21 protein-coding genes are annotated in these 19193 nt (G+C 37.9%); 6 read left to right on the forward strand and 15 right to left on the reverse strand.

Annotated features, from left to right (window positions below):
- Positions 1–66: 66 nt before the first annotated feature.
- Both OD757_RS02605 and OD757_RS02610 read left to right on the forward strand, forming a co-directional pair.
- On the forward strand, positions 67–948 hold the full coding sequence (locus OD757_RS02605) for an ATP-binding protein (protein WP_263030768.1): 882 nt from the start codon (positions 67–69) through the stop codon (positions 946–948).
- 108 nt (positions 949–1056) lie between these two features.
- Entirely contained in the window at positions 1057–2154 is a 1098-nt protein-coding gene (locus OD757_RS02610; RefSeq protein ID WP_263030769.1) for a DUF6670 family protein, read from the forward strand.
- 8 nt (positions 2155–2162) lie between these two features.
- On the opposite strand, the gene tsaD is transcribed toward OD757_RS02610, so the two are convergent.
- The gene (tsaD, locus tag OD757_RS02615; protein ID WP_263030770.1) at positions 2163–3173 is read right to left on the reverse strand and encodes a tRNA (adenosine(37)-N6)-threonylcarbamoyltransferase complex transferase subunit TsaD; all 1011 of its coding nucleotides are present in this window, start codon (positions 3171–3173) and stop codon (positions 2163–2165) included.
- A gap of 145 nt (positions 3174–3318) precedes the next feature.
- Here tsaD and rpsU point away from each other — a divergent pair, with 145 nt between their 5' ends.
- Positions 3319–3534: a 30S ribosomal protein S21 gene (gene rpsU / locus OD757_RS02620; protein WP_001136722.1), complete on the forward strand. Its 216-nt coding sequence runs from the start codon at positions 3319–3321 to the stop codon at positions 3532–3534.
- Between the two features lie 25 nt (positions 3535–3559).
- Positions 3560–4006 (forward strand): GatB/YqeY domain-containing protein, encoded by a 447-nt coding sequence (locus tag OD757_RS02625; RefSeq protein WP_004791284.1) that lies wholly within the window; start codon positions 3560–3562, stop codon positions 4004–4006.
- 89 nt (positions 4007–4095) lie between these two features.
- Here OD757_RS02625 and OD757_RS02630 read toward each other — a convergent pair whose 3' ends face one another.
- The 12 genes from OD757_RS02630 to OD757_RS02685 form a co-directional block, all read right to left on the reverse strand.
- Entirely contained in the window at positions 4096–5523 is a 1428-nt protein-coding gene (locus OD757_RS02630) for a M48 family metalloprotease (protein WP_263030771.1), read from the reverse strand.
- Positions 5524–5664: 141 nt separating this feature from the next.
- Complete coding sequence (locus OD757_RS02635; RefSeq protein ID WP_263030772.1) at positions 5665–6630, reverse strand: 2-hydroxyacid dehydrogenase; 966 nt, start codon at positions 6628–6630, stop codon at positions 5665–5667.
- A gap of 11 nt (positions 6631–6641) precedes the next feature.
- The gene (locus tag OD757_RS02640; protein WP_263030773.1) at positions 6642–7289 is read right to left on the reverse strand and encodes a hypothetical protein; all 648 of its coding nucleotides are present in this window, start codon (positions 7287–7289) and stop codon (positions 6642–6644) included.
- Between the two features lie 100 nt (positions 7290–7389).
- Positions 7390–9279 carry a M48 family metalloprotease gene (locus OD757_RS02645; RefSeq protein WP_005306963.1) on the reverse strand — a complete coding sequence of 630 codons (1890 nt, stop codon included), beginning with the start codon at positions 9277–9279 and terminating at the stop codon, positions 7390–7392.
- 78 nt (positions 9280–9357) lie between these two features.
- Positions 9358–10899, reverse strand: coding sequence for an amidophosphoribosyltransferase (gene purF / locus OD757_RS02650; protein ID WP_009389773.1), 1542 nt, complete (start codon positions 10897–10899; stop codon positions 9358–9360).
- A 25-nt stretch (positions 10900–10924) separates the two neighbouring features.
- Entirely contained in the window at positions 10925–11512 is a 588-nt protein-coding gene (locus OD757_RS02655; protein ID WP_263030774.1) for a CvpA family protein, read from the reverse strand.
- Positions 11513–11518: 6 nt separating this feature from the next.
- Complete coding sequence (locus OD757_RS02660) at positions 11519–12523, reverse strand: quinone-dependent dihydroorotate dehydrogenase (protein WP_009389882.1); 1005 nt, start codon at positions 12521–12523, stop codon at positions 11519–11521.
- Positions 12524–12612: 89 nt separating this feature from the next.
- Positions 12613–13092, reverse strand: coding sequence for a type II secretion system protein M (locus OD757_RS02665; protein ID WP_263030775.1), 480 nt, complete (start codon positions 13090–13092; stop codon positions 12613–12615).
- Complete coding sequence (gspL, locus tag OD757_RS02670) at positions 13092–14231, reverse strand: type II secretion system protein GspL (RefSeq protein ID WP_263030776.1); 1140 nt, start codon at positions 14229–14231, stop codon at positions 13092–13094. The genes OD757_RS02665 and gspL overlap by 1 nt, the downstream gene beginning before the upstream one ends.
- Before the next feature lie 23 nt (positions 14232–14254).
- Positions 14255–14710: a SixA phosphatase family protein gene (locus OD757_RS02675; protein WP_004791265.1), complete on the reverse strand. Its 456-nt coding sequence runs from the start codon at positions 14708–14710 to the stop codon at positions 14255–14257.
- A 56-nt stretch (positions 14711–14766) separates the two neighbouring features.
- Positions 14767–15840: an NAD(P)H-dependent glycerol-3-phosphate dehydrogenase gene (locus OD757_RS02680; RefSeq protein WP_009389957.1), complete on the reverse strand. Its 1074-nt coding sequence runs from the start codon at positions 15838–15840 to the stop codon at positions 14767–14769.
- Positions 15841–15874: 34 nt separating this feature from the next.
- Positions 15875–16450 (reverse strand): nitroreductase, encoded by a 576-nt coding sequence (locus tag OD757_RS02685; RefSeq protein WP_263030777.1) that lies wholly within the window; start codon positions 16448–16450, stop codon positions 15875–15877.
- Positions 16451–16659: 209 nt separating this feature from the next.
- Here OD757_RS02685 and OD757_RS02690 point away from each other — a divergent pair, with 209 nt between their 5' ends.
- Positions 16660–17040, forward strand: coding sequence for a hypothetical protein (locus OD757_RS02690; protein WP_009390023.1), 381 nt, complete (start codon positions 16660–16662; stop codon positions 17038–17040).
- Positions 17041–17079: 39 nt separating this feature from the next.
- On the opposite strand, the gene rhlB is transcribed toward OD757_RS02690, so the two are convergent.
- Positions 17080–18231, reverse strand: coding sequence for an ATP-dependent RNA helicase RhlB (gene rhlB / locus OD757_RS02695; RefSeq protein WP_034677977.1), 1152 nt, complete (start codon positions 18229–18231; stop codon positions 17080–17082).
- 103 nt (positions 18232–18334) lie between these two features.
- A complete protein-coding gene (locus OD757_RS02700) occupies positions 18335–18547 on the reverse strand; it encodes a cold-shock protein (RefSeq protein ID WP_000126912.1) in 213 nt (70 codons plus the stop codon).
- Between the two features lie 375 nt (positions 18548–18922).
- On the opposite strand from OD757_RS02700, the gene OD757_RS02705 reads away from it, so the two are divergent.
- Entirely contained in the window at positions 18923–19168 is a 246-nt protein-coding gene (locus OD757_RS02705; RefSeq protein ID WP_263030778.1) for a sulfurtransferase TusA family protein, read from the forward strand.
- Positions 19169–19193: the final 25 nt, after the last annotated feature.

Here is a 19193-nt window from a genome sequence, read left to right on the forward strand (position 1 = left end):
TTTGTCAGCCTGTTAATTTCGGTGTTAGTATCCTATTAAATTACTGTTTAACATGATTGACTTACCATGGCTACCATTGATTTACCAGATAATTTAGTTCAAACATTATCACTTGTATTAAATCAGTTACAGCAGGTCTTACCTGAACCTAAACAAGAGACAGATTTTAATGCACCTGCTTTTAGATGGGAAAATCAGCAACTTAAAGCCATCTATACACCAAAAAATATTTATCTTGATGACTTAAAAGGCATTGAACGTCAGAAAGAGAAAATCATTCAAAATACTTTGCAGTTTTTAAATGGTCTACCCGCAAATGATGTGCTTTTAACTGGCTCTCGTGGTACAGGAAAGTCATCTATTGTGCGTGCTCTATTGACTGAATATGCCCCTCAAGGATTACGTTTAATTGAAATTGAGCGTGACGATTTGGCAGATTTACCTAAAGTTCAGAAACTTATTCAAAACCGACCTGAAAAATACATCGTGTATTGTGATGACTTAGCGTTTAATGCTGAAGATGAAAATTACCGTAGTTTGAAAAGTGTATTGGATGGTTCATTACAGTCTGGTTCAAGTAATTTTATTATTTATGCGACCAGTAACCGCCGTCATTTGTTACCAGAATTCATGCATGAAAATACGCCTGTAACCAAGGTCGATGTACCACAATATACTGAGTTACACCCACAAGAAGCGATTGAAGAAAAGATCTCTTTGTCAGATCGGTTTGGTTTATGGTTATCTTTTTATCCAATGGATCAGAGTTTATATTTAGAAATCGTAGCGCATTATATTCATAAGGCAAATATGGCTTTTAACGACGAAGTTCGTGCTGAAAGTTTGCGTTGGTGTCAAATGCGTGGTCAACGTTCAGGTCGTGCCGCATATCAGTTTTCTAAGCACTGGATTGGTTTAAATGGCTTAAAAGAGCTGTCTAACAATTAAACAAAATGTCCCGCAAAGCCTTAGCTTTGGCCTGAAAACCGCTTAGTTTTGATAGTTGTTTTTCATAACCTAAAACAAAGATAGTCCTATCCTGATTTAGGTTTATATATGAAAAAACAATTGCCCAAAATTTCTATAGGCAGCAAAGTTTTAGGTCAAAGCTTATTGCTCGCGCAAGGTGTTATAGATAAAGCAGAAAAATACTCAACTCTTCCTTTTTCTCAGTCTTATATCATCCAGCCCCGAGTTAATGAAAAATATTATAGCTGGACTCATTACGGCATCTTTTTTCCACTTTTGCCTGAGCCACATCGTTATTTAAATATTATGATTTTACTAGGCACACCTGGTGCTCTTGCATTTGATCATGATGACATAATTGATGGAAATCCTCGAAAAACAGCGACTTTCTTTTCAAGTACAGCTGCAATTGAGCAAGCTTTGCTTAAGGCTTATATTATTCCTGAAGATACAAAAATTAATGAAGATGGAAGCTTAATCGAACTAGGTCAAGAAATTTCAATTCAAGGAAAATTCCCGAAAATTCATATTCATGGACACTATGAGGGACTTGATTTCAACTTTGATATCGATGTTACCCCACATGTTTCATGGTTTATAAAAACACCGATTTATGATCATTTTAGTTTATTGGCAAAGTTTAAAGGCTTTTTAAACTACCAAGCAAAACGCATTGAAAGCGAAGGACTATGTACCTATGAATATGCACGAGCGGTTGGACCACATAGTTTCATAAATAAACTTCTTCCTGATGTCCACAAACTGCCGCTTGATTTTTTTACTTACCAAATTATTAATTTAAATGAAACCACTCAACTTCTTCTAACAAAAGCAGATATTGCGGGACAGACAGCGGCTTATACTTTGCATATTAGATATCTTGACCGACCCCCAGAAATTTATACAGATGTCAGTTTTGACGTTATTTCCCATCAAGTGGATGATTACATCTCACCCACTGGACAAAAGATGCGACTTCCGAAATATTTTTCATGGATTGCTAGAAATGATGCGAAACAAATTATTTTAAATATTCAGGCAGAAATTGACTGCCCACTCCGCTACGGTCATGGGCGAGGTTATGCAAGTAGTTATATATTTACCGGTAATTATTTCGGTAATGAAGTTCAAGGCCGTGGATATATCGAATACATTGATATCGAAAACCAAAAAGCTTTTGAATAGAAGTTGTTTTACTCAGGAATAGACAACTCAGTCATTGGCCAACGTGGTGTTGTGGTTACAGCAAGACCATCATGTTGGCCTGCTTTTAAGCGTTGATAACCTGCAAAAGCAATCATTGCCCCATTATCAGTACATAAGGCAGATTCTGCGTAATAAACTTGTGCTTTAATTTTAGCTAATGAGGTTTCCAACTGTTCACGTAATCGTAAATTTGCGCTTACTCCACCCGCAATAACCAAACGCTTAAGTCCAGTTTGCTTTAAGGCTTTTACTGATTTTTTTACCAATGTATCTACAATTGCTTCTTGGAATGAAGCTGCGATGTCTGCGTCTCGGTTTTCACCATTCAATTTTTTCAATTGCACAGAAACTGCTGTTTTTAAACCACTAAAAGAGAAATCTAAACCTTGATGAAGCATTGGTCGCGGAAATTCAAATGCTAACGGATTACCACTTAAAGCCAATTTCGCAATATTAGGACCGCCTGGATATGGCAAGCTCATCATTTTTGCAACTTTATCAAAGGCTTCCCCTGCTGCATCATCAATAGATTCACCTAAAAGCTCATATTGACCAATCCCGTGAGCTGCCATTAGTTGTGTATGTCCACCTGAAACTAATAAGGCAACAAATGGAAATTCAGGTGGTTGACTTGAGAGTAAAGGTGCCAACATGTGCCCCTCCATATGGTGAACACCAATGGCAGGTTTATTTAAAGAAAAAGCTAAAGTTCTTCCAAATAAAGCCCCTGTCATTAAGGCTCCCATTAAGCCAGGACCACGTGTATAAGCAACAGCATCAATCTCTTGTTTTGTTACACCACTTTGCTCAAGCAGTTGATTCATTAAAGGAATTAATTTACGAACATGGTCTCGAGAAGCAAGTTCAGGTACTACTCCACCATATTCGGCATGAAGTTTAATCTGGCTATAAAGAACCTGTCCCCGCAAGCCGAGTTCGCTATCATAAAGTGCCAACCCTGTTTCATCACAAGAAGTTTCCAAGCCTAAAACAATCATCAAAACTGCCTTTTATATGAGTCAAAATATTGCAATCGCTATTATAGACTTGTGATATGAGTTGTAAATGAGTAAAATACTGACCTTCACTTGTGATCCGGCACAATAGTGTGCTTGATCTTATCCATAATCTAGAGGATTTTACATGCCACAAGTTAAGTTGAAAGAAGGCGAACCAGTTGACGTAGCTATCCGTCGTTTCAAACGTTCATGCGAAAAAGCTGGTGTTTTAGCTGACGTTCGTAAACGCGAATTCTACGAAAAACCAACTCAAGAACGTAAGCGCAAAAAAGCTGCTGCAGTTAAACGCTACCAAAAGAAATTGGCTCGCGAATCTGTACGTACTACTCGCCTTTACTAATTAATTTGTGATTGACTGCTGAATTATGACTACTTTAAAAAACCAAATTACTGATGCATTAAAAACTTCTATGCGTGCCAAAGATATGGCAACAGTGACGGTTTTGCGTAGTCTACAAGCAGCAATTAAGCAAATCGAAGTCGATGAGCGCATAGAGCTTGGCGACGCTCAGGTTCTTGCGGTCATTGAAAAGCAAATTAAACAACGTAAAGAATCGATCAAAGCCTTTGAAGGTGCTGGTCGTGATGATTTAGCTAGTAAAGAACAAGCCGAAGCTGAGATTTTATCTCAGTTTCTACCAGAAGCTATGACTGAGGAAGAGCTTGATTCTCTTATTGAGCAAACGATTTCTGCTCAAGAAGCAACTAGCATGAAAGATATGGGTAAGGTGATGAATTCTCTACGTCCGATCATAGCCGGGCGTGCCGATCCTTCTGTAGTTTCAGCAAAAATTAAAGCTAAATTAGCTTAACCTCTTGTCTTAAATTCTATATCTCCTCAAACCAAATTCTTTTTAGTTTGTGCGTGTTTATATATTTGAAACTTTTTAAAGATATATCTTTAAATTTTCATTCTTCGCTCATCTTGCATTTGTTTCAATCTACTGTCTATTCTAGCCGACATTGCTTGATTGTCTTTTGCTAATCGTTGAGCATGCAACATCGATTTAATCGCATTTTCTTCACTCCCCGACCAATATTCAGCTTCCGCTCGATAGCGCAGGACGTTGACTGCCCTCAAAGATGCTCCCTTGTCCAAATTAGCTGCTTGCTGTAAAAATTGCCAACCTTGGATATCTCTTGGGTTTTTATTGATAAATCTTTGAACCAAAGTTTGAACCTGTGCAAATTTTCCTTGACGTAGCAACACTTCAGCCAACTTATAACTAAAAGCTCTATTTTCAGGCATAGTCATTTGTGTTGAAGCAATTGAAGTATAGGCTTGATCCAACTTGTTTTGTCCCAGATAAATATCAGTCTGCAATAACGTAACAAGAGGTTTTCCACTAGATTTCGCTTGGTTTAAAGTGGATTGTGCCTGGGCGTAATCACCTTGTTTCACGTAAAAAGCCGCTAAAGCAATAAGACCAGCAATATTTTTTTGTGAGGCCAGACTCTGTAGTTGGTTTTCAGTAGCCTGATTTGAAACCACCATGGTGTACCATTTTAAAATTTCAAAATCGGTATCATATATGCGATTTTTAACTTTAGGCATCTGGTTCGCACGAAGTCGAGCTTCACTCATGCGCTCAGTTGTTAATGGATGGGTCAGCCAGAAATCTGGTAAAAAACTTACCCGACTGGTCGCACGATGCATCGTTTCAAAATAGTCTGCCATACTTTGCGGGTTATAACCCGCTGCATACATATATTGCATGCCAATACGGTCCGCTTCACGCTCCTGATTTCGACTATATGTTAATTGCTGATCCATTAGTGCTGCCTGTGTTCCTAACATCACTGCTGCTCCTGCATCTCCACCACCCTGTGCAGCTATGGCAACACCTGCTAAAAGCCCAGCTAAACTTAATAACGTTTGTCCCTTAAAGGCTTCCTCTGAACGACTAAAATGTCTTTGTGATACGTGTGCAATTTCATGTGCCATCACCCCAGCAATTTCATCAATATTGCGAGCTGAAGCAATAAGTCCAGTATTAAGTGCAAATAGACCACCTGGAACAGCAAAAGCATTAATTTGTGGATCTTTAATAACAACTAGACCAATAGGCTGACCAAGTTGAGTCTCACTCAAAATACTCGAAAATACTTGAAAAAATTGGTCTTCTAGCCAGATATCTTGGATAACGGGCATTTGTTTATGAACTTCACGAAAAACTTTTTCACCAATAAATTTTTCTTTTTGCTGATCAAGCAAGCCTATCCCACTTCCAATATTCGGAATTTCCACCTGACTCGCAGATGGCTGTGGGTCGAAAGACTGTGCATACGAAGCATTTGCTATAAAAGTCGCACTTAAAATAACTGGCAAAAATCTCAAAAGTTTTTCTCTATTAAAATTAAACCATAAAAAAGCCTACTGATTTAAACCACAAAAAATGGTTTTCAATCAATAGACTTTTACTATATCACTCGAAATCGACTAGTTTTGCAATGAAGTGTTATTAATCACTTATACAAAGTTTGGGTTTACCAAATATCTAGGTGTTTTATCTTCTAAAGCTTCAACCAAATTTTTATAGGCAAGATTTGCCATTTTTTTACGGGTTTCGGCAGTAGCAGAGCCCACATGAGGTAAAGTGACTACGTTTGGCAATTTAAAAAGTGCTGAGTCTTGCAAAGGTTCTTTTTCATATACATCTAAACCAGCAGCAAAGATCTGATTTTGCTGCAAAGCCTCGATTAAAGCTTGCTCATCAACTACCGAACCACGCGCAATATTAATAAAAATAGCGTGTTTTTGCATAAGGTCAAACTGAGCCTTACCCATTAAAGCTTTCGACTCATTATTTAAATCAACTGCGGTTACTACAAAATCAGACTGCTGTAGTAATTGATCCAAACCAAGATATTGTGCATTTAATGGTTCAGCTAATTCAGGCTTTTCACGACGATTATGATAAACAATATTCATGTTAAATCCATAAAAACCACGTCGAGCAATAGCAGCTCCAATATTGCCAAGCCCAATAATTCCTAGTGTCTTTCCAAAAACATCTAAACCGAATTGCTGAGGTCCCACAGTTCTTTTCCATTCACCTTGTTTGGTCCAATGATCAAGAAAAGGAACTTTTCTAGCAGCGCTTAGTAATAATGTAAAAGCAAGATCAGCTGTTGTTTCAGTTAAAACATGAGGCGTATTTGATAACCAGATTTTTCTTTGATTTAAATAAGCCAGATCATAATTGTCATAGCCCACTGTTACAGATGAAATAATTTTTAGTTTTTGGGCAGGTGCAAGGTTATTTTCGTTCAGTAACCGTCCTGCACCAATCATTCCATCAGCATCTAAAACGTGCTGTCGTATTTGTTCATTAATATCACCCAATTTTGGGTTAAGAACTACAACATGATAAGTCTGTTGCAATCGAGACAAAATTTCTTCATCAATTTGGCTAAAAACTACAACTTTTTTCATGTAAATCCCTACTACTCGTTGTTATCTTGCATTAATTTCCATAACCTTTTTTTAAGGAGTGGTTTCTCCAGCATTTCTTTTAAACTTGCTAAGTAGATAATATTAGCGTGTTGAATATAAGAACAATCACCAAGACACAATATCTTCTTCTCTGCTGCGACAGCATCTAAAAAGCCTTGTATATATGAACTAGCACCCCGCTGATCTTGATAAGTCGCTAAAGGGAAAGGCCATTTTAGTTCAGCATACTGCCCTATTTTTGCTTTTTGTATATTGCTCCAAAGCTGTTTTTCTTCTTTGGTTAAATTCGTAACATCTAAAAAAATAACACATTTTTCAAGAGAGAAAGCCTGCAACTCAAATGATGCAATCTTAATTACAGGTGCTGGTACTTCATTTTGAGGTGGTATAACAGACTGAACCTGAATTGGAGCGGGTGCCACAATTTCAGGTTTAACGTTTGGAATATCATTGATTTGTGGAGGTATTGGTTGTTCAAGAACCACCGGTTCCACAGAAGGCAATATCGGCTGCTGAGGTTCTTCAACGACATGATCTCGCCAAAGGCTTTGAGCATTATTTTTTTGGCACACCTGTGTCTTAGGAATCCATAAATCAATTCCTAAAGTTGCCAATATATTTCTTTGCTGCCCAATCATGTTTGAATCAATACCTCTACCTAAGCTACATTCTAACGGGCTTCAGCTTTTTTTTCAGTGTTTTATTTCGTTCAGTTGTTTTTATAGTCGTATATGTCTTTTAAATAATCATCACACTATTTCTTTTTTGCATTTGCTCAACAATTTCTTCTGTCTCAAAGCCAAAACGCCAATAAAGCAATTCAAGTACATCTAACTCGTCTTGTGTGATAATACGATCGCTCCACAAGCACATTTCTGCAATTGCTAAGATACTAAGACGGTCACGCAATAATAAACCCGCAATATCATTTAAAATTTCAGCTAAATCTAAAGGCTCATCCGAAATCTCATCATAGACATACATTTCATCTGGGTTGAGTAGCGAACGCAAAATACGCTCACGTACTTCTAACTGATTTGGACTATTAATTTGCTGAACATGAAGCAAGGCATCAATCAAACGGACAATTTGAGGTTTTACTTCTTCAAATGCAGTTGGCAAATGTAACGGCATCAAATTCAACTCATATTTAACTCGCTCCAGCAAAAGTGCATCTAGCAAACCAATCTCGCCATCTTCTTGAATAATGAGCGCTAGTTTAGTGAGAAATTGCCTCGCAATGCTTGCTGGCATATGTCCAATATTTTTACAAGCATCATGAAATATTTGAATATGAATACGACCATCAAGATTTAATAAGGCATCTATAATGGCATGACTAACTGGCGCATCTTTAGGGATAAATTCTCGATATTGACGAATCATCAAAATAGCGACCATTACCTCGCGCGAACCTGTAGCAGTTTGTAGCGCACGCTGAATGAGCTCAGGACGCTTTTTATTTCGACGTACATCACTACTAAGAGGCTTAATCGCATCATTTAATGCAAAACTAATCGGTGACAATCTTAATAAAGGCAGAGGTTGTGGAGATGACCACGGTACATAAATTTCTTTCTCAGATTCCTCTAAAAAATGAAATAAACTAAATAACGGACGATTGCGGAGTTTTTTTAAATTTTCTAATTGTAAATCTTGGAGCAAAGTCGGGTTTAATTCATAAATACGCTCACGAATACTCGGATGAATATTCATCCAGCTTTGAGGGCTAAGTGAGTTAGCAAAACACATATGCGCGATTGATTCAGAATAAGCACTATGAATTTGTGAACCGGAATGGTGGACATAAATACGCAATAAAGTCTGGGTATTGGCACTATTTTTTAATAATCGTACTGTTTTTTGGTCATTACGAAATGTGCGTCCACTCAAAGTTAAGTATTTAATGAATCGGGTAATCAGTACGCCTAAACTTCCAGCCAACCAAATTACACCACCCACCGCAACAAAAACAGTTTCAAACTTATGTTTATAACCTGGGCTATAGCGCTTAAAACCTTGTTTCGCTAATTTACTACCCCACTGGCTAAACGTTGTTAATCCACTATATAAAATCTTTAATTTAGTATTTTCAACAGCTTCACCCGATAAAATCTGATTAAACTCATGGCCTAACAAACCATATAGTTCAAGTTTATCTAGATTTTGCAGGGCTCCCCAAGTCAAAATAATCACAATATCTTTAGGGTGAAAACCTGCAGTAAGCGCATTTACACCTACTTCATCAGGTAAAACGTATAAGGTTGGAACTTTAAGTGAAAAATTTTGCGCCAAATATTCAGTAATTTTTAATGCTTCAAGCTCTTCTGGTGTACTTTCTTCTTTTACTAAACGACGCGCTTTAAGTTGTTTTGCTAAAGAATGCCCACCTTTACGCAAGATATAAAGTTCAGTCACTACAGACCAAACCATAATAAAAAGTAATAGCGCGACAAAATAAGGACTTAAAGTATGCCACCAAATGGGCTGACTATAATCAAAAAAATGAACGAGTAAACCTAAAATTAAATTTAAGATAAAAATAGTAAGCAGCACAGCAACCAAACACATAGTGATGGACCATGCCATATTTTTATTTTCGATTAGATAGTGGCTTACTTCTTTCAATGTAAATATTCCCAATTACATTGTTAGTTTTCATCATAAAAGAAAAAAGCGGGAAACACCCGCTTTTTTCAGCTATTTCTATTCTTCTTTAATGCCTGTTAAATCTACAGAAGCTGCGTCAACATTAACATCAATGTAGCCATCTTTTTTCTTTTTCGCAGAATCATTACGCTTCTGCTCCAAATTATTTAGATAAGCACCATCAATATCACCAGCAACATAGATTCCATCAAATACAGAGCAATCAAACTCAGTTAGATCAGGAACTTTGCTAGTACGTACAGCATTTTTTAAATCTTCCAGCTCTTGGAAAACTAAACGATCAGCACCAATAATTTCCTGGATTTCTTCTACACTGCGTTCTGAAGCAATTAGCTCAGTTTTAGCAGGCATATCAATACCGTAAACGTTTGGATACATAACCTGAGGTGCGGCTGATGCAAAGTAGACTTTTTTCGCACCAGAATCACGTGCCATCTGGATGATTTCATTACAGGTCGTACCACGAACAATTGAGTCATCAACCAGTAAAACATTCTTACCTTTAAACTCAAGTTCTACAGGGTTTAATTTCTGGCGTACTGATTTTTTTCGTTGCTGCTGACCCGGCATAATGAAGGTACGACCGATATAACGGTTTTTCATAAAACCTTCACGGAACTTAACACCTAGAATATTTGCAAGTTCTAGTGCTGAAGTACGGCTCGTATCTGGAATTGGAATAACCACATCAATATCATGGTCCTCACCCCAATCACGTAAAATTTTATGAGCAAGCTTTTCACCCATTTTCAAACGGGCTTTATAAACTGAAATTCCGTCAATAATCGCATCAGGACGTGCAAAATAAACATATTCAAAAATACATGGACGGTATTTTGGATTAGCCGCACATTGTCTTGTAAACAATTCACCATCTGAATTGATGAAAATTGCTTCACCTGGCTCAATATCACGTTCAATTTTGAAACCAAGAGCAGTAATAGCAACTGATTCAGAAGCGATGATGTATTCCATCTCACCTTGTTCAGTCATACGCGAACCATAAATGAGTGGTCGAATACCATTTGGATCACGGAAACCTACCAAACCATGACCAGTAATCATCGCTACTACGCCATATGCACCTTTACAACGCTCGTGCACACGAGAAACCGTATGGAAAATATCATCTGGTGTTGGGTTTAAAGTACCGTTCTTCTGCAACTCATGCGCAAATACGTTCAAAAGAACTTCTGAGTCAGAGTCCGTATTCATATGACGTAAATCTGTTTTAAACAGGTCGTCATGAATATCTTCAGCATTGGTTAAATTACCATTATGTGCAAGCGTAATACCGTAAGGTGAGTTCACATAAAATGGTTGTGCTTCAGCACTGCTAGCAGAACCAGCAGTTGGGTAACGTACATGGCCAATACCATAATTACCAAGTAATGCTCTCATATGACGAGTATGAAAAACATCACGCACCATACCGTTATCCTTACGAAGGAAAAGACGGCCTTCATGGCAGGTTACTATTCCAGCTGCATCTTGCCCACGATGTTGCAACATCGTTAAAGCATCAAACAACATTTGGTTCACTGGCGATTTACCGGCTATACCAACAACTCCACACATAGCAACCTCGCAGACAAGCTAGGAATTAATAAAAAGGATTCTTTGTCGAATGGTCGGATCGATTTTCTAACTCTTCCGATTCGGCCATTGGTTTTGAAGAAGTACTTGATGCACTGCTTCCAGATGTTATTTGATGAAATGCCTCACTTGCTGCATCTTTAGATAATTCGGTAGCTAAAGGCGCATAAGGCAATAAAAATTGTATAAGTTTGGACTGTTTCCAATGTGGTGAACTTTCAACCCAAGGTCCTACGCCCTGCATTGTAATCAGCACAACTAACAAGCCTTTTAAAGAACCAAAAGCACCACCCGCTAAACGATTTAATGGCCCCAATTTCAGACTTTTCAAGAGGCCATTTAAAAATGCAGTGACGATCCATGTTAAAACAATGATCATAAGTGCGATAAAAGCGAAAGCTGCAATTTTTTGAACAACCGGATCATGACTTAAACCTGACATGGACGGCGCAAGAAGGACAGCATATTTTGCACCCATAATTAATGCAATGATCCATCCTACCAAGTTCGCAAAGGCTTTGATAAATCCTTGTCGCAAACCGTTTAGCCCCCCAATGAGCAAAAGTATCAGAATAATGATATCAATTGTGTTCATATTCACTTAAGTCATGGCTGCAACACATTGTTTTACTAATATAGGACCGGTATAAATCAATCCGCTATAGATCTGTACTAGTGTTGCTCCAGCTTGCTGTTTGACTGCTGCTTGTTCACCCGACAAAATTCCACCTACGCCAATAAGCGGGATTTGTCCTTTTAAAGTTTGAGCAAATAAACGTAAGCATTCTGTACTTTTTTCAAAAACAGGCGCACCTGATAAGCCACCTGACTCATTACCATTAGGAAGGTTTTCTACCCCTTCTCTAGATAAAGTCGTATTGGTAACAATTAGTCCATCAATTTTAAATTCCAATAATTGCGCTGCAATAAACTCAACATCTTCTGCTGTTAAATCAGGCGCAACTTTTAACACTAAAGGAACATAATGGTTATATTGCTCGGCAAGCTCAAGTTGTTTTTCTTTTAACGTTTGCAATAATTCAGTTAATGCATCGCCACTTTGTAAACTTCTTAAGTTCTTCGTATTTGGAGATGAGATATTAACGGTAATATAAGAAGCGTAGTTATAAACTTTCTCGAGGCAAATCAGGTAATCATCAACAGCCTTTTCTACAGGCGTATCTGCATTCTTACCAATATTGATACCTAGAATTCCTTTAAATTTTGAAGCTTTGACATTCTCAATAAGTTTGTCAACACCCTCATTATTAAAACCCATGCGGTTAATAATAGCTTTCGCTTCAGGAATACGAAACAATCGCGGCTGCGGATTACCCGACTGAGGACGAGGTGTAATTGTTCCAATTTCAATAAAACCGAAACCCAGTCCGGCTAAAGAATCAATATGTGCACCATTTTTATCAAGCCCAGCCGCTAAACCTACCGGATTTGGAAATTCAATTCCCATACAGGTTGTTGGTTTTGATTCTACGCTCTGACGTAGCAGGCCGAATTTATGTGCTTTATCAAGCATAGATAATGTTAATTCATGGGCACGCTCTGGTGCTAAACTAAACAACATCGGGCGAGCAAGTGAATATAACATACCAATCACAGTCTACTGATTTTAGGTAGGCATATTATAGGCACAGGCAGCACAAAACACCATGCTTAAGAACACCATATTTTAATATGTTATTGAACCGTCGCTGTTAATTTAATCTGTCCGTCACTTGAAACCATTTCCATTTTTTGAATACTTAAGCCCATTTGTGCAAGTTGGGTTAAAAAGTTCGCTAAAATTGCATAATTCTGATGAGTAACAATAATTTGTAACTGCTCACCATTTTGTTGAGAAGTAACCGTTAAGCCTTGTTGCTGAGCTACTCGTTGTATTTTTTCCGACTGGCCTAACTCAAGTTCATTTGCGGGTTTCATGGTAACCGCATTGCTCTGCATCCATACCATCAAATCTTTTAAATCATTTAAACGTTGTTGTTGTTGCTCCGCCAAGGAATGCATTTTCCAGAGTGAAGCACCGACAATGGCAACCACAACAAAAATTGTAGTAAAGACCACCATAATACGTTCGCGCACAGTTAAACGATCTAAATATTGAACGATCTGTTCAACCCACTGATCAAAGCGGTTTTGTAATTGAATTATCATTTTCATTATTGTATTTTCACCACCCCGATTGCCCCACCACCATCGGCTTGAACATTACCGAGCTCTGCTTTGAATCCTTGCTGGTTAAGTTGCTGAGTTAAAGCTTGCAAATCATCTGCTGACTTTGCTTTTAATGCCATGGTCAGTGTTGAAGCATCATAATTTAACTGCTGAGCTAAAATTTGTCTTTGCATTAAAATAGGACCAACACGGCTCAATAAAGAAAGTGCTTGTGTATCACCTTGCTTACTCAGGCGTAAATGACTTTCAAATTGGCTTTTTATGTTCTGCTCATTTACACGACTAGAAGAGCCAAACCAATATTTATATTGCTCAATCGTCTGCTCAGCGGTTTGATTAGCCACACTTTTTAACTTAACCCAGCGCAACAAGTCATAGCTAAACTGAACCACTATAATTGCTAAAATAACAGCAGCGCATGCTTTCCAATAACCAGAAACAGTTTGTTCTTGCCCTTTCGCTTTAGGTAGAACATTAAAAGGATGCTGTTTAGGTTTATCTAAACCCTGAAATTGATAAATAAATTCTGAACGCTGCTCCGCACTTGAAGCTGCCATCAAGCTTTCTAATTGCTCTGCTGTCAAACCACTATATTGATAATGAGTTTCAACTGGCTGGAACTCTAAAAATAATCCTAAATCATCTAGCGAATTACCGACCCATTTACTTTCACGCACAAGTAATTTCTGATCAATATTACACAAGACCACTTGCTGCTCTTGCGGTTCCGGTAAAATCAGAAAGTCTGGCAATAAAGCAACGAGCTTAATAGGCAACAAAGCCATTGCATGTTGCCACGTTTCCACTGTTGTTTTTGCCACGCCCAATATGGTTAATTGATCAGCATGAAAATGATGAACCACTTTCATATGATCAATCGGCAAAGTCACAAACTCTTCAAGCAAATATTTAACACCATCTGCCCCGAGTTGCTTGTAATGAGACTTTGCCATGTGCTGCTGGAGTACCTGAGCATGGCGACTAGGGAAAAAGATGACAGTTTCTTTTCCTTGATGTAGTTGCAGATCTTGTATTAATTGATCAAGACTTGCTGCCTGCAACCAGTTTTCTCCGTTAGACCAATGCCATATTCCATTGGTTTCAGGCATCCATAAATACAGCATAATGGGCTAAATGACCTTTTTAATTATATTGTGGGTACAAAACTATTTTTCTGTGTTGATAAACCAGTTGCAATCACAGCCTGATCGTAAATTCGAGCTTCGGCAAGTGCAAATGGATTAAAGTTCTCATGTGTCAGTAATTCGGCAATATGCCCCACCACATTCATATGGCACACGACTACAATTGACTCATAAGGAACTTGAGACAACCACTCCACTGCTTCTTTGGCATTATCATCCGGTTTAATTTTATCGCATAACAACACAGGTACATCTTTAAAATAGGTTTGAATATGAGCCAAAGTCTCTTGTGCACGCAATAAAGGACTAACTACAAAAATATCGGGCTTAACAATATCTTTTAAAAATGTTGCTGTCTGCTCAGCTTGAGCATGCCCACGGGCAGTAAGCGGACGTTTCGTATCATTACCATTCACTGGAGGAGCGGCTTCCCCATGACGAACCAATGTCAGTTGCATAAATATTCCTTGTTAATAATTCTTGCATTATAACCGTAATTTATGACATTTCCTCTTCAGACTTCATGATGAGGTAAAACAAACTCAACATCACTACGGTGTCCATTTTTCATAAGAGATAAAGCAATATTTAAAGGTGGCGCACCCTCAAAAATCACTTCATATAAGGCATTGGTAATCGGCATATATACGTCTAATTCTTCTGCTTTACCACGTACCTGAACAATCGTATTAATTCCTTCCGCTGTTTGCCCTAACTCTTTACTCGCTTGGTCAAGTGTTTTACCTGAACCCAAAGCATATCCAATCTGATAATTACGACTTAATGGACTATTACAGGTTGCAAATAAATCACCAACACCAGATAAACCCAAGAATGTTAAGGGATTTGCCCCTTGTTTGACTGCAAAACGGCTCATTTCAGCCAAAGCACGCGTTAAAATCATACTTTTGGTGTTTTCACCAATCTTGTAGGCAGCACCAATTCCCATTGCAACTGCATAAATATTTTTAAGTGCCCCACCCAGTTCAACACCATGCACATCGTCACTACCGAAAACTCGAAATAAAGCGCTATGAAGAGCATGCTGTACAGCGTAACGAACGAGTTCAGAATCACTGGCAATCACAGTACCTGATGGCATTCCCGCCATAATTTCCTTAGCGAGATTCGGACCAGACAAGACTCCGTAAGGAACTTCTGGTAGTTCTTCACGAATAATATCGCTCATGAAGCTAAAAGTTTTAGCCTCGACACCCTTCGTTAAAGAGACAACAGCTTGCGCAGTAATATACGGCGCAATTTGTTTTAATACATCACGAAATGAGTGACTAGGAATCGCCACCAAAATAATATCTCGATCACATACTGCTTGTTCTAAATCAGACACGGCACGTAATGATGACTCTAAAACAAAATCTGGCAAATAACGTTTATTAATATGAGTTTTATTGATTTCTTCTGCTGTATCCGTATCACGAATCCAGATCATGGTATCGCAGCCATTACGTGCAGCTAAATTGGCCATAGCTGTACCAAAGCTGCCTCCACCTAAAACAGTAATACGTAATGCCGTTTTTTTATCGACCACAACAGGTTCCACTAAATCTGTAAACTTAAATTCAGCCATGCTTTATTATCCTATTTCTTACTTTTGAGGCTCGTTAAGCCTGCCAAACCTTTACAAATTCTTTACTATCAATCTCTGCACGCGGTGCAATCGCTTTAGCTGCTGTGCCCACATAAATAATACCTGAAATTAAATCATGTGGTTGCAATCCTAAATGCTGTTTTAACCAATTTGATTCAACAACAGCCCCACTACGCCACATGGTAGAGAAACCTTGAACTTGTAAAGACAATAAAAGGTTTTGTACGGCAGCACCCGTACTTAAAATCTGTTCAAAATGAGGAACCTTAGGATGGTCTTGCAATTGTGTAAGCGCTAAAATGAGCAAAGGCGCGCGGAAAGGATGTTGCTTAACGCGCTCAAGTTGCGCTGAGTCAGTTTCACCTAAATCGGCAAGTGCTTTCGCTAAAACTTCACCAAAAGCAGCGCGTTGTTCTGCCTCAATAACGATAAAACGTGTTGGTTTAAGTCTATGGTGGTCAGGAGCAGTTAAAGCCGCTTGAAAAGCCAACTCTAATTGATCTGCATTTGGCGCAGGCTCAATCAATTGACCAATAGATTGACGTTGGTGAATATTCTGATGAATTATCTGTGTTGCTGAATCCGTCATTAATATTGATCTAACTCAAAAAATTCAAAATAGATTAGCATAATCTACAGATAATCCACCATTGAATCTAGAACATAAAAATAACGAGTTCATGCTTTGACATTTTTTTAAGACAAAGCATCAAAACTTATACAACGTCTTCAAAATCAATTAGAAAACTTGTGTTCAAATAGTGAGATCTTTTTAGGATTAACAATATTAGGTGAAACATGAAAAAAATAATTTTAGCGAGTGCATTGAGCAGTGTTGTTTTATTACTAGGTGCTTGTGCCACTACCCCTAAAAACACCTTGGCAGTTCAAAAAGAGAATAATCAATTTGAAGTCACAGGCATTGGTAAAACAAATCTAATTGCAAAAAATAATGCAATTACTGCCGCTCAAAAAACTTGTTCAAAAAACACCTCGCCTGTTGTTGTAGATGAAAAAACAACCTACAACGGTGTATTAAAAGATGTAGTAAGCGAGAAAACAGGCCAAATGGTTGAAGCAGCGGCTGGAGTTATTGGCACATTAACGGGTAAAAATGCATCTCTAGCAAAAGATGATGATTATCAAACAACACTTACTTTCTATTGTAAAATTAATTAATCAAAAAAAAATCCCAATCATTTGATTGGGATTTTTTTATTAGCAATAACCATCTAGACGGGTTAATGGCAATTTCTTACCAATTGCTTTTTCAATTTCGGGCAAGTAAAAAGCATCATCTTCTGAAAGAAAACTAATACTTACACCTTGTGACCCAGCGCGACCTGTACGGCCAATGCGGTGCACATAATCGTCTGATTGCTCAGGCAAAGTATAGTTGACCACATGAGATACGCCATCAACATGAATACCACGGCCTGCAACATCAGTTGCGATCATGATATTATTTTTACCCTGCTTAAACTGGTCTAACATTTTTAAACGTTTATCTTGAGCAATTTCACCAGAAAGCATACCGACCCGGTATCCATCTCTCTTTAAATGATCATAAAGACGACGTACTTGATCACGTCGATTAGCAAAAATCATAACTTTATCGATAGGCTCTTCACGCAAAATATCTTGTAGCAAACGATATTTATCTTGTTTAGCTACGACATAAACACGCTGCTCAACATCGTTATTGGTTTTTTGCTCAGGCTCAATTTCAACAGTAATAGGTTCAAATAACCATTGTCTCGCTAAATTAAGCACATCATAACTAAAGGTAGCCGAGAACATGAGGGTTTGACGTTGTTCCTTACGCGGGGAATAACGCACGATGCGTTTCACAGAAGGAATAAAACCCATGTCCAATAAGCGGTCAGCTTCATCAATGACTAAAAATTCAATTTGATCGAGCCAAACTTCTTTTTGTTCTACAAAATCAATTAGACGTCCAGGCGTAGCAACTATGATATCGACAAAATTAGCATCTAGCTGTTTCTTTTGCTTATCAAAATCTACGCCACCTAAAAGTGTCACGACGTGTAAATCTGTAAATTTTGTGAGTAACTTTGCATCGCTTTCAATTTGCAATGCTAATTCACGAGTAGGCGCCAAAATCAAGGCACGTGGCTCACCACGAAAACGCTGCTCTTGAATCGGGTTGTGTAACAAGTCATTAATTACACTAATAAGGAAAGCAGCAGTTTTACCTGTTCCTGTTTGTGCTCTACCAATTGCATCATGCCCGCCCAACGTATATTTTAAAACCTTTTGCTGAATCGGGGTCATTTGCTTAAACCCTAAAGCATCAATCGCCTTTTTAAGTTGCGGATGTAAATTCAAGGTTTCAAAACCAGATGTCATAAATACATGCTCTAACAAACAATCTCTCTAATGAGAAGATCATTATAAACAAAAACGCCCCAATTCAAAAATTGGAGCGTCCATGATTCATCAAAAAGATGAATTAGTCTAAAGGCTGAACGTTTTCAGCTTGAAAACCTTTTTGACCTTGTACTACACTAAATTCTACGCGTTGGCCGTCACGTAAAGAACGGTGGCCGTCACCAACGATTGCGCGGAAATGAACGAATACGTCGTCACCGCCGTTACGTTGAATAAAGCCAAAACCTTTAGTGTCGTTAAACCACTTTACTACGCCTTGTTCGCGAGCTGTCATAAGTCAATCCTCAGATGTTGAAAAAAGGACCTTCCGGTGTTGCAAACAGCAGAGCAAACAAGTTTTTAAAATATTTATAATCTTAAAGCTTGTAATCATTCTGTAAAACTATCAACAATTTCCGGTTACATCCATTTGTTATAAGACTTTTAAACCAATTTAAGTGTGTGGTAAATCCTAAAACGGTTCGAGCTTACCATGGGTTTATGACAATTAATAGAATTTTTTTCAATTATTCCCCGTATTTTTAGTCCTTTTTTTAAACAGCTTATTACAATATTTTTTATAGGTAATTGCTTGTTTCTTCTTTTATAAAATGTGCGGCGTTTATAAAAAAATTTGTTAGAATAATCTTTTTAGTTGTTTTGATAATGAATGAACGACACTTCTTCTACTCCTGCAATCATTGAAATTAATGCCATGGGCCAACCTTGTCCAATGCCTTTGTTAATGCTAAAACGCGAACTCAAAAAAGTATCGGGTAAACAGTTATTCTTATTAAAATCTTCTGATCCTCATAGTGAAATAGATGTAACTCGTTACTGTGGTTTACATCATTTTATGTGTCAGACTACACATATATCAGAAAGAGAATTTCACTATTTAATTGAAACTCAATAATTCTTTGCTAAACTAAAAGATTAGA

The sequence above is a fragment of the Acinetobacter sp. AYS6 genome, assembly GCF_025630795.1.
In the GTDB taxonomy this organism is placed as follows: Bacteria; Pseudomonadota; Gammaproteobacteria; order Pseudomonadales; family Moraxellaceae; genus Acinetobacter.

Coding starts and splice junctions, on each gene's coding strand:
- rpsU (WP_001136722.1), top strand. CDS start 3,319: ATGCCACAAGTTAAGTTGAAAGAAGGCGAACCAGTTGACGTAGCTATC.
- OD757_RS02660 (WP_009389882.1), bottom strand. CDS start 12,523: ATGTTATATTCACTTGCTCGCCCGATGTTGTTTAGTTTAGCACCAGAG.
- OD757_RS02675 (WP_004791265.1), bottom strand. CDS start 14,710: ATGCAACTGACATTGGTTCGTCATGGGGAAGCCGCTCCTCCAGTGAAT.
- OD757_RS02700 (WP_000126912.1), bottom strand. CDS start 18,547: ATGACAGCTCGCGAACAAGGCGTAGTAAAGTGGTTTAACGACACTAAA.
- OD757_RS02690 (WP_009390023.1), top strand. CDS start 16,660: ATGAAAAAAATAATTTTAGCGAGTGCATTGAGCAGTGTTGTTTTATTA.
- OD757_RS02705 (WP_263030778.1), top strand. CDS start 18,923: ATGAACGACACTTCTTCTACTCCTGCAATCATTGAAATTAATGCCATG.
- purF (WP_009389773.1), bottom strand. CDS start 10,899: ATGTGTGGAGTTGTTGGTATAGCCGGTAAATCGCCAGTGAACCAAATG.
- OD757_RS02635 (WP_263030772.1), bottom strand. CDS start 6,630: ATGAAAAAAGTTGTAGTTTTTAGCCAAATTGATGAAGAAATTTTGTCT.
- OD757_RS02665 (WP_263030775.1), bottom strand. CDS start 13,092: ATGAAAATGATAATTCAATTACAAAACCGCTTTGATCAGTGGGTTGAA.
- OD757_RS02610 (WP_263030769.1), top strand. CDS start 1,057: ATGAAAAAACAATTGCCCAAAATTTCTATAGGCAGCAAAGTTTTAGGT.
- OD757_RS02680 (WP_009389957.1), bottom strand. CDS start 15,840: ATGGCTGAATTTAAGTTTACAGATTTAGTGGAACCTGTTGTGGTCGAT.
- OD757_RS02640 (WP_263030773.1), bottom strand. CDS start 7,289: ATGATTGGGCAGCAAAGAAATATATTGGCAACTTTAGGAATTGATTTA.
- OD757_RS02655 (WP_263030774.1), bottom strand. CDS start 11,512: ATGAACACAATTGATATCATTATTCTGATACTTTTGCTCATTGGGGGG.
- gspL (WP_263030776.1), bottom strand. CDS start 14,231: ATGCTGTATTTATGGATGCCTGAAACCAATGGAATATGGCATTGGTCT.
- tsaD (WP_263030770.1), bottom strand. CDS start 3,173: ATGATTGTTTTAGGCTTGGAAACTTCTTGTGATGAAACAGGGTTGGCA.
- rhlB (WP_034677977.1), bottom strand. CDS start 18,231: ATGACATCTGGTTTTGAAACCTTGAATTTACATCCGCAACTTAAAAAG.
- OD757_RS02685 (WP_263030777.1), bottom strand. CDS start 16,450: ATGACGGATTCAGCAACACAGATAATTCATCAGAATATTCACCAACGT.
- OD757_RS02625 (WP_004791284.1), top strand. CDS start 3,560: ATGACTACTTTAAAAAACCAAATTACTGATGCATTAAAAACTTCTATG.
- OD757_RS02605 (WP_263030768.1), top strand. CDS start 67: ATGGCTACCATTGATTTACCAGATAATTTAGTTCAAACATTATCACTT.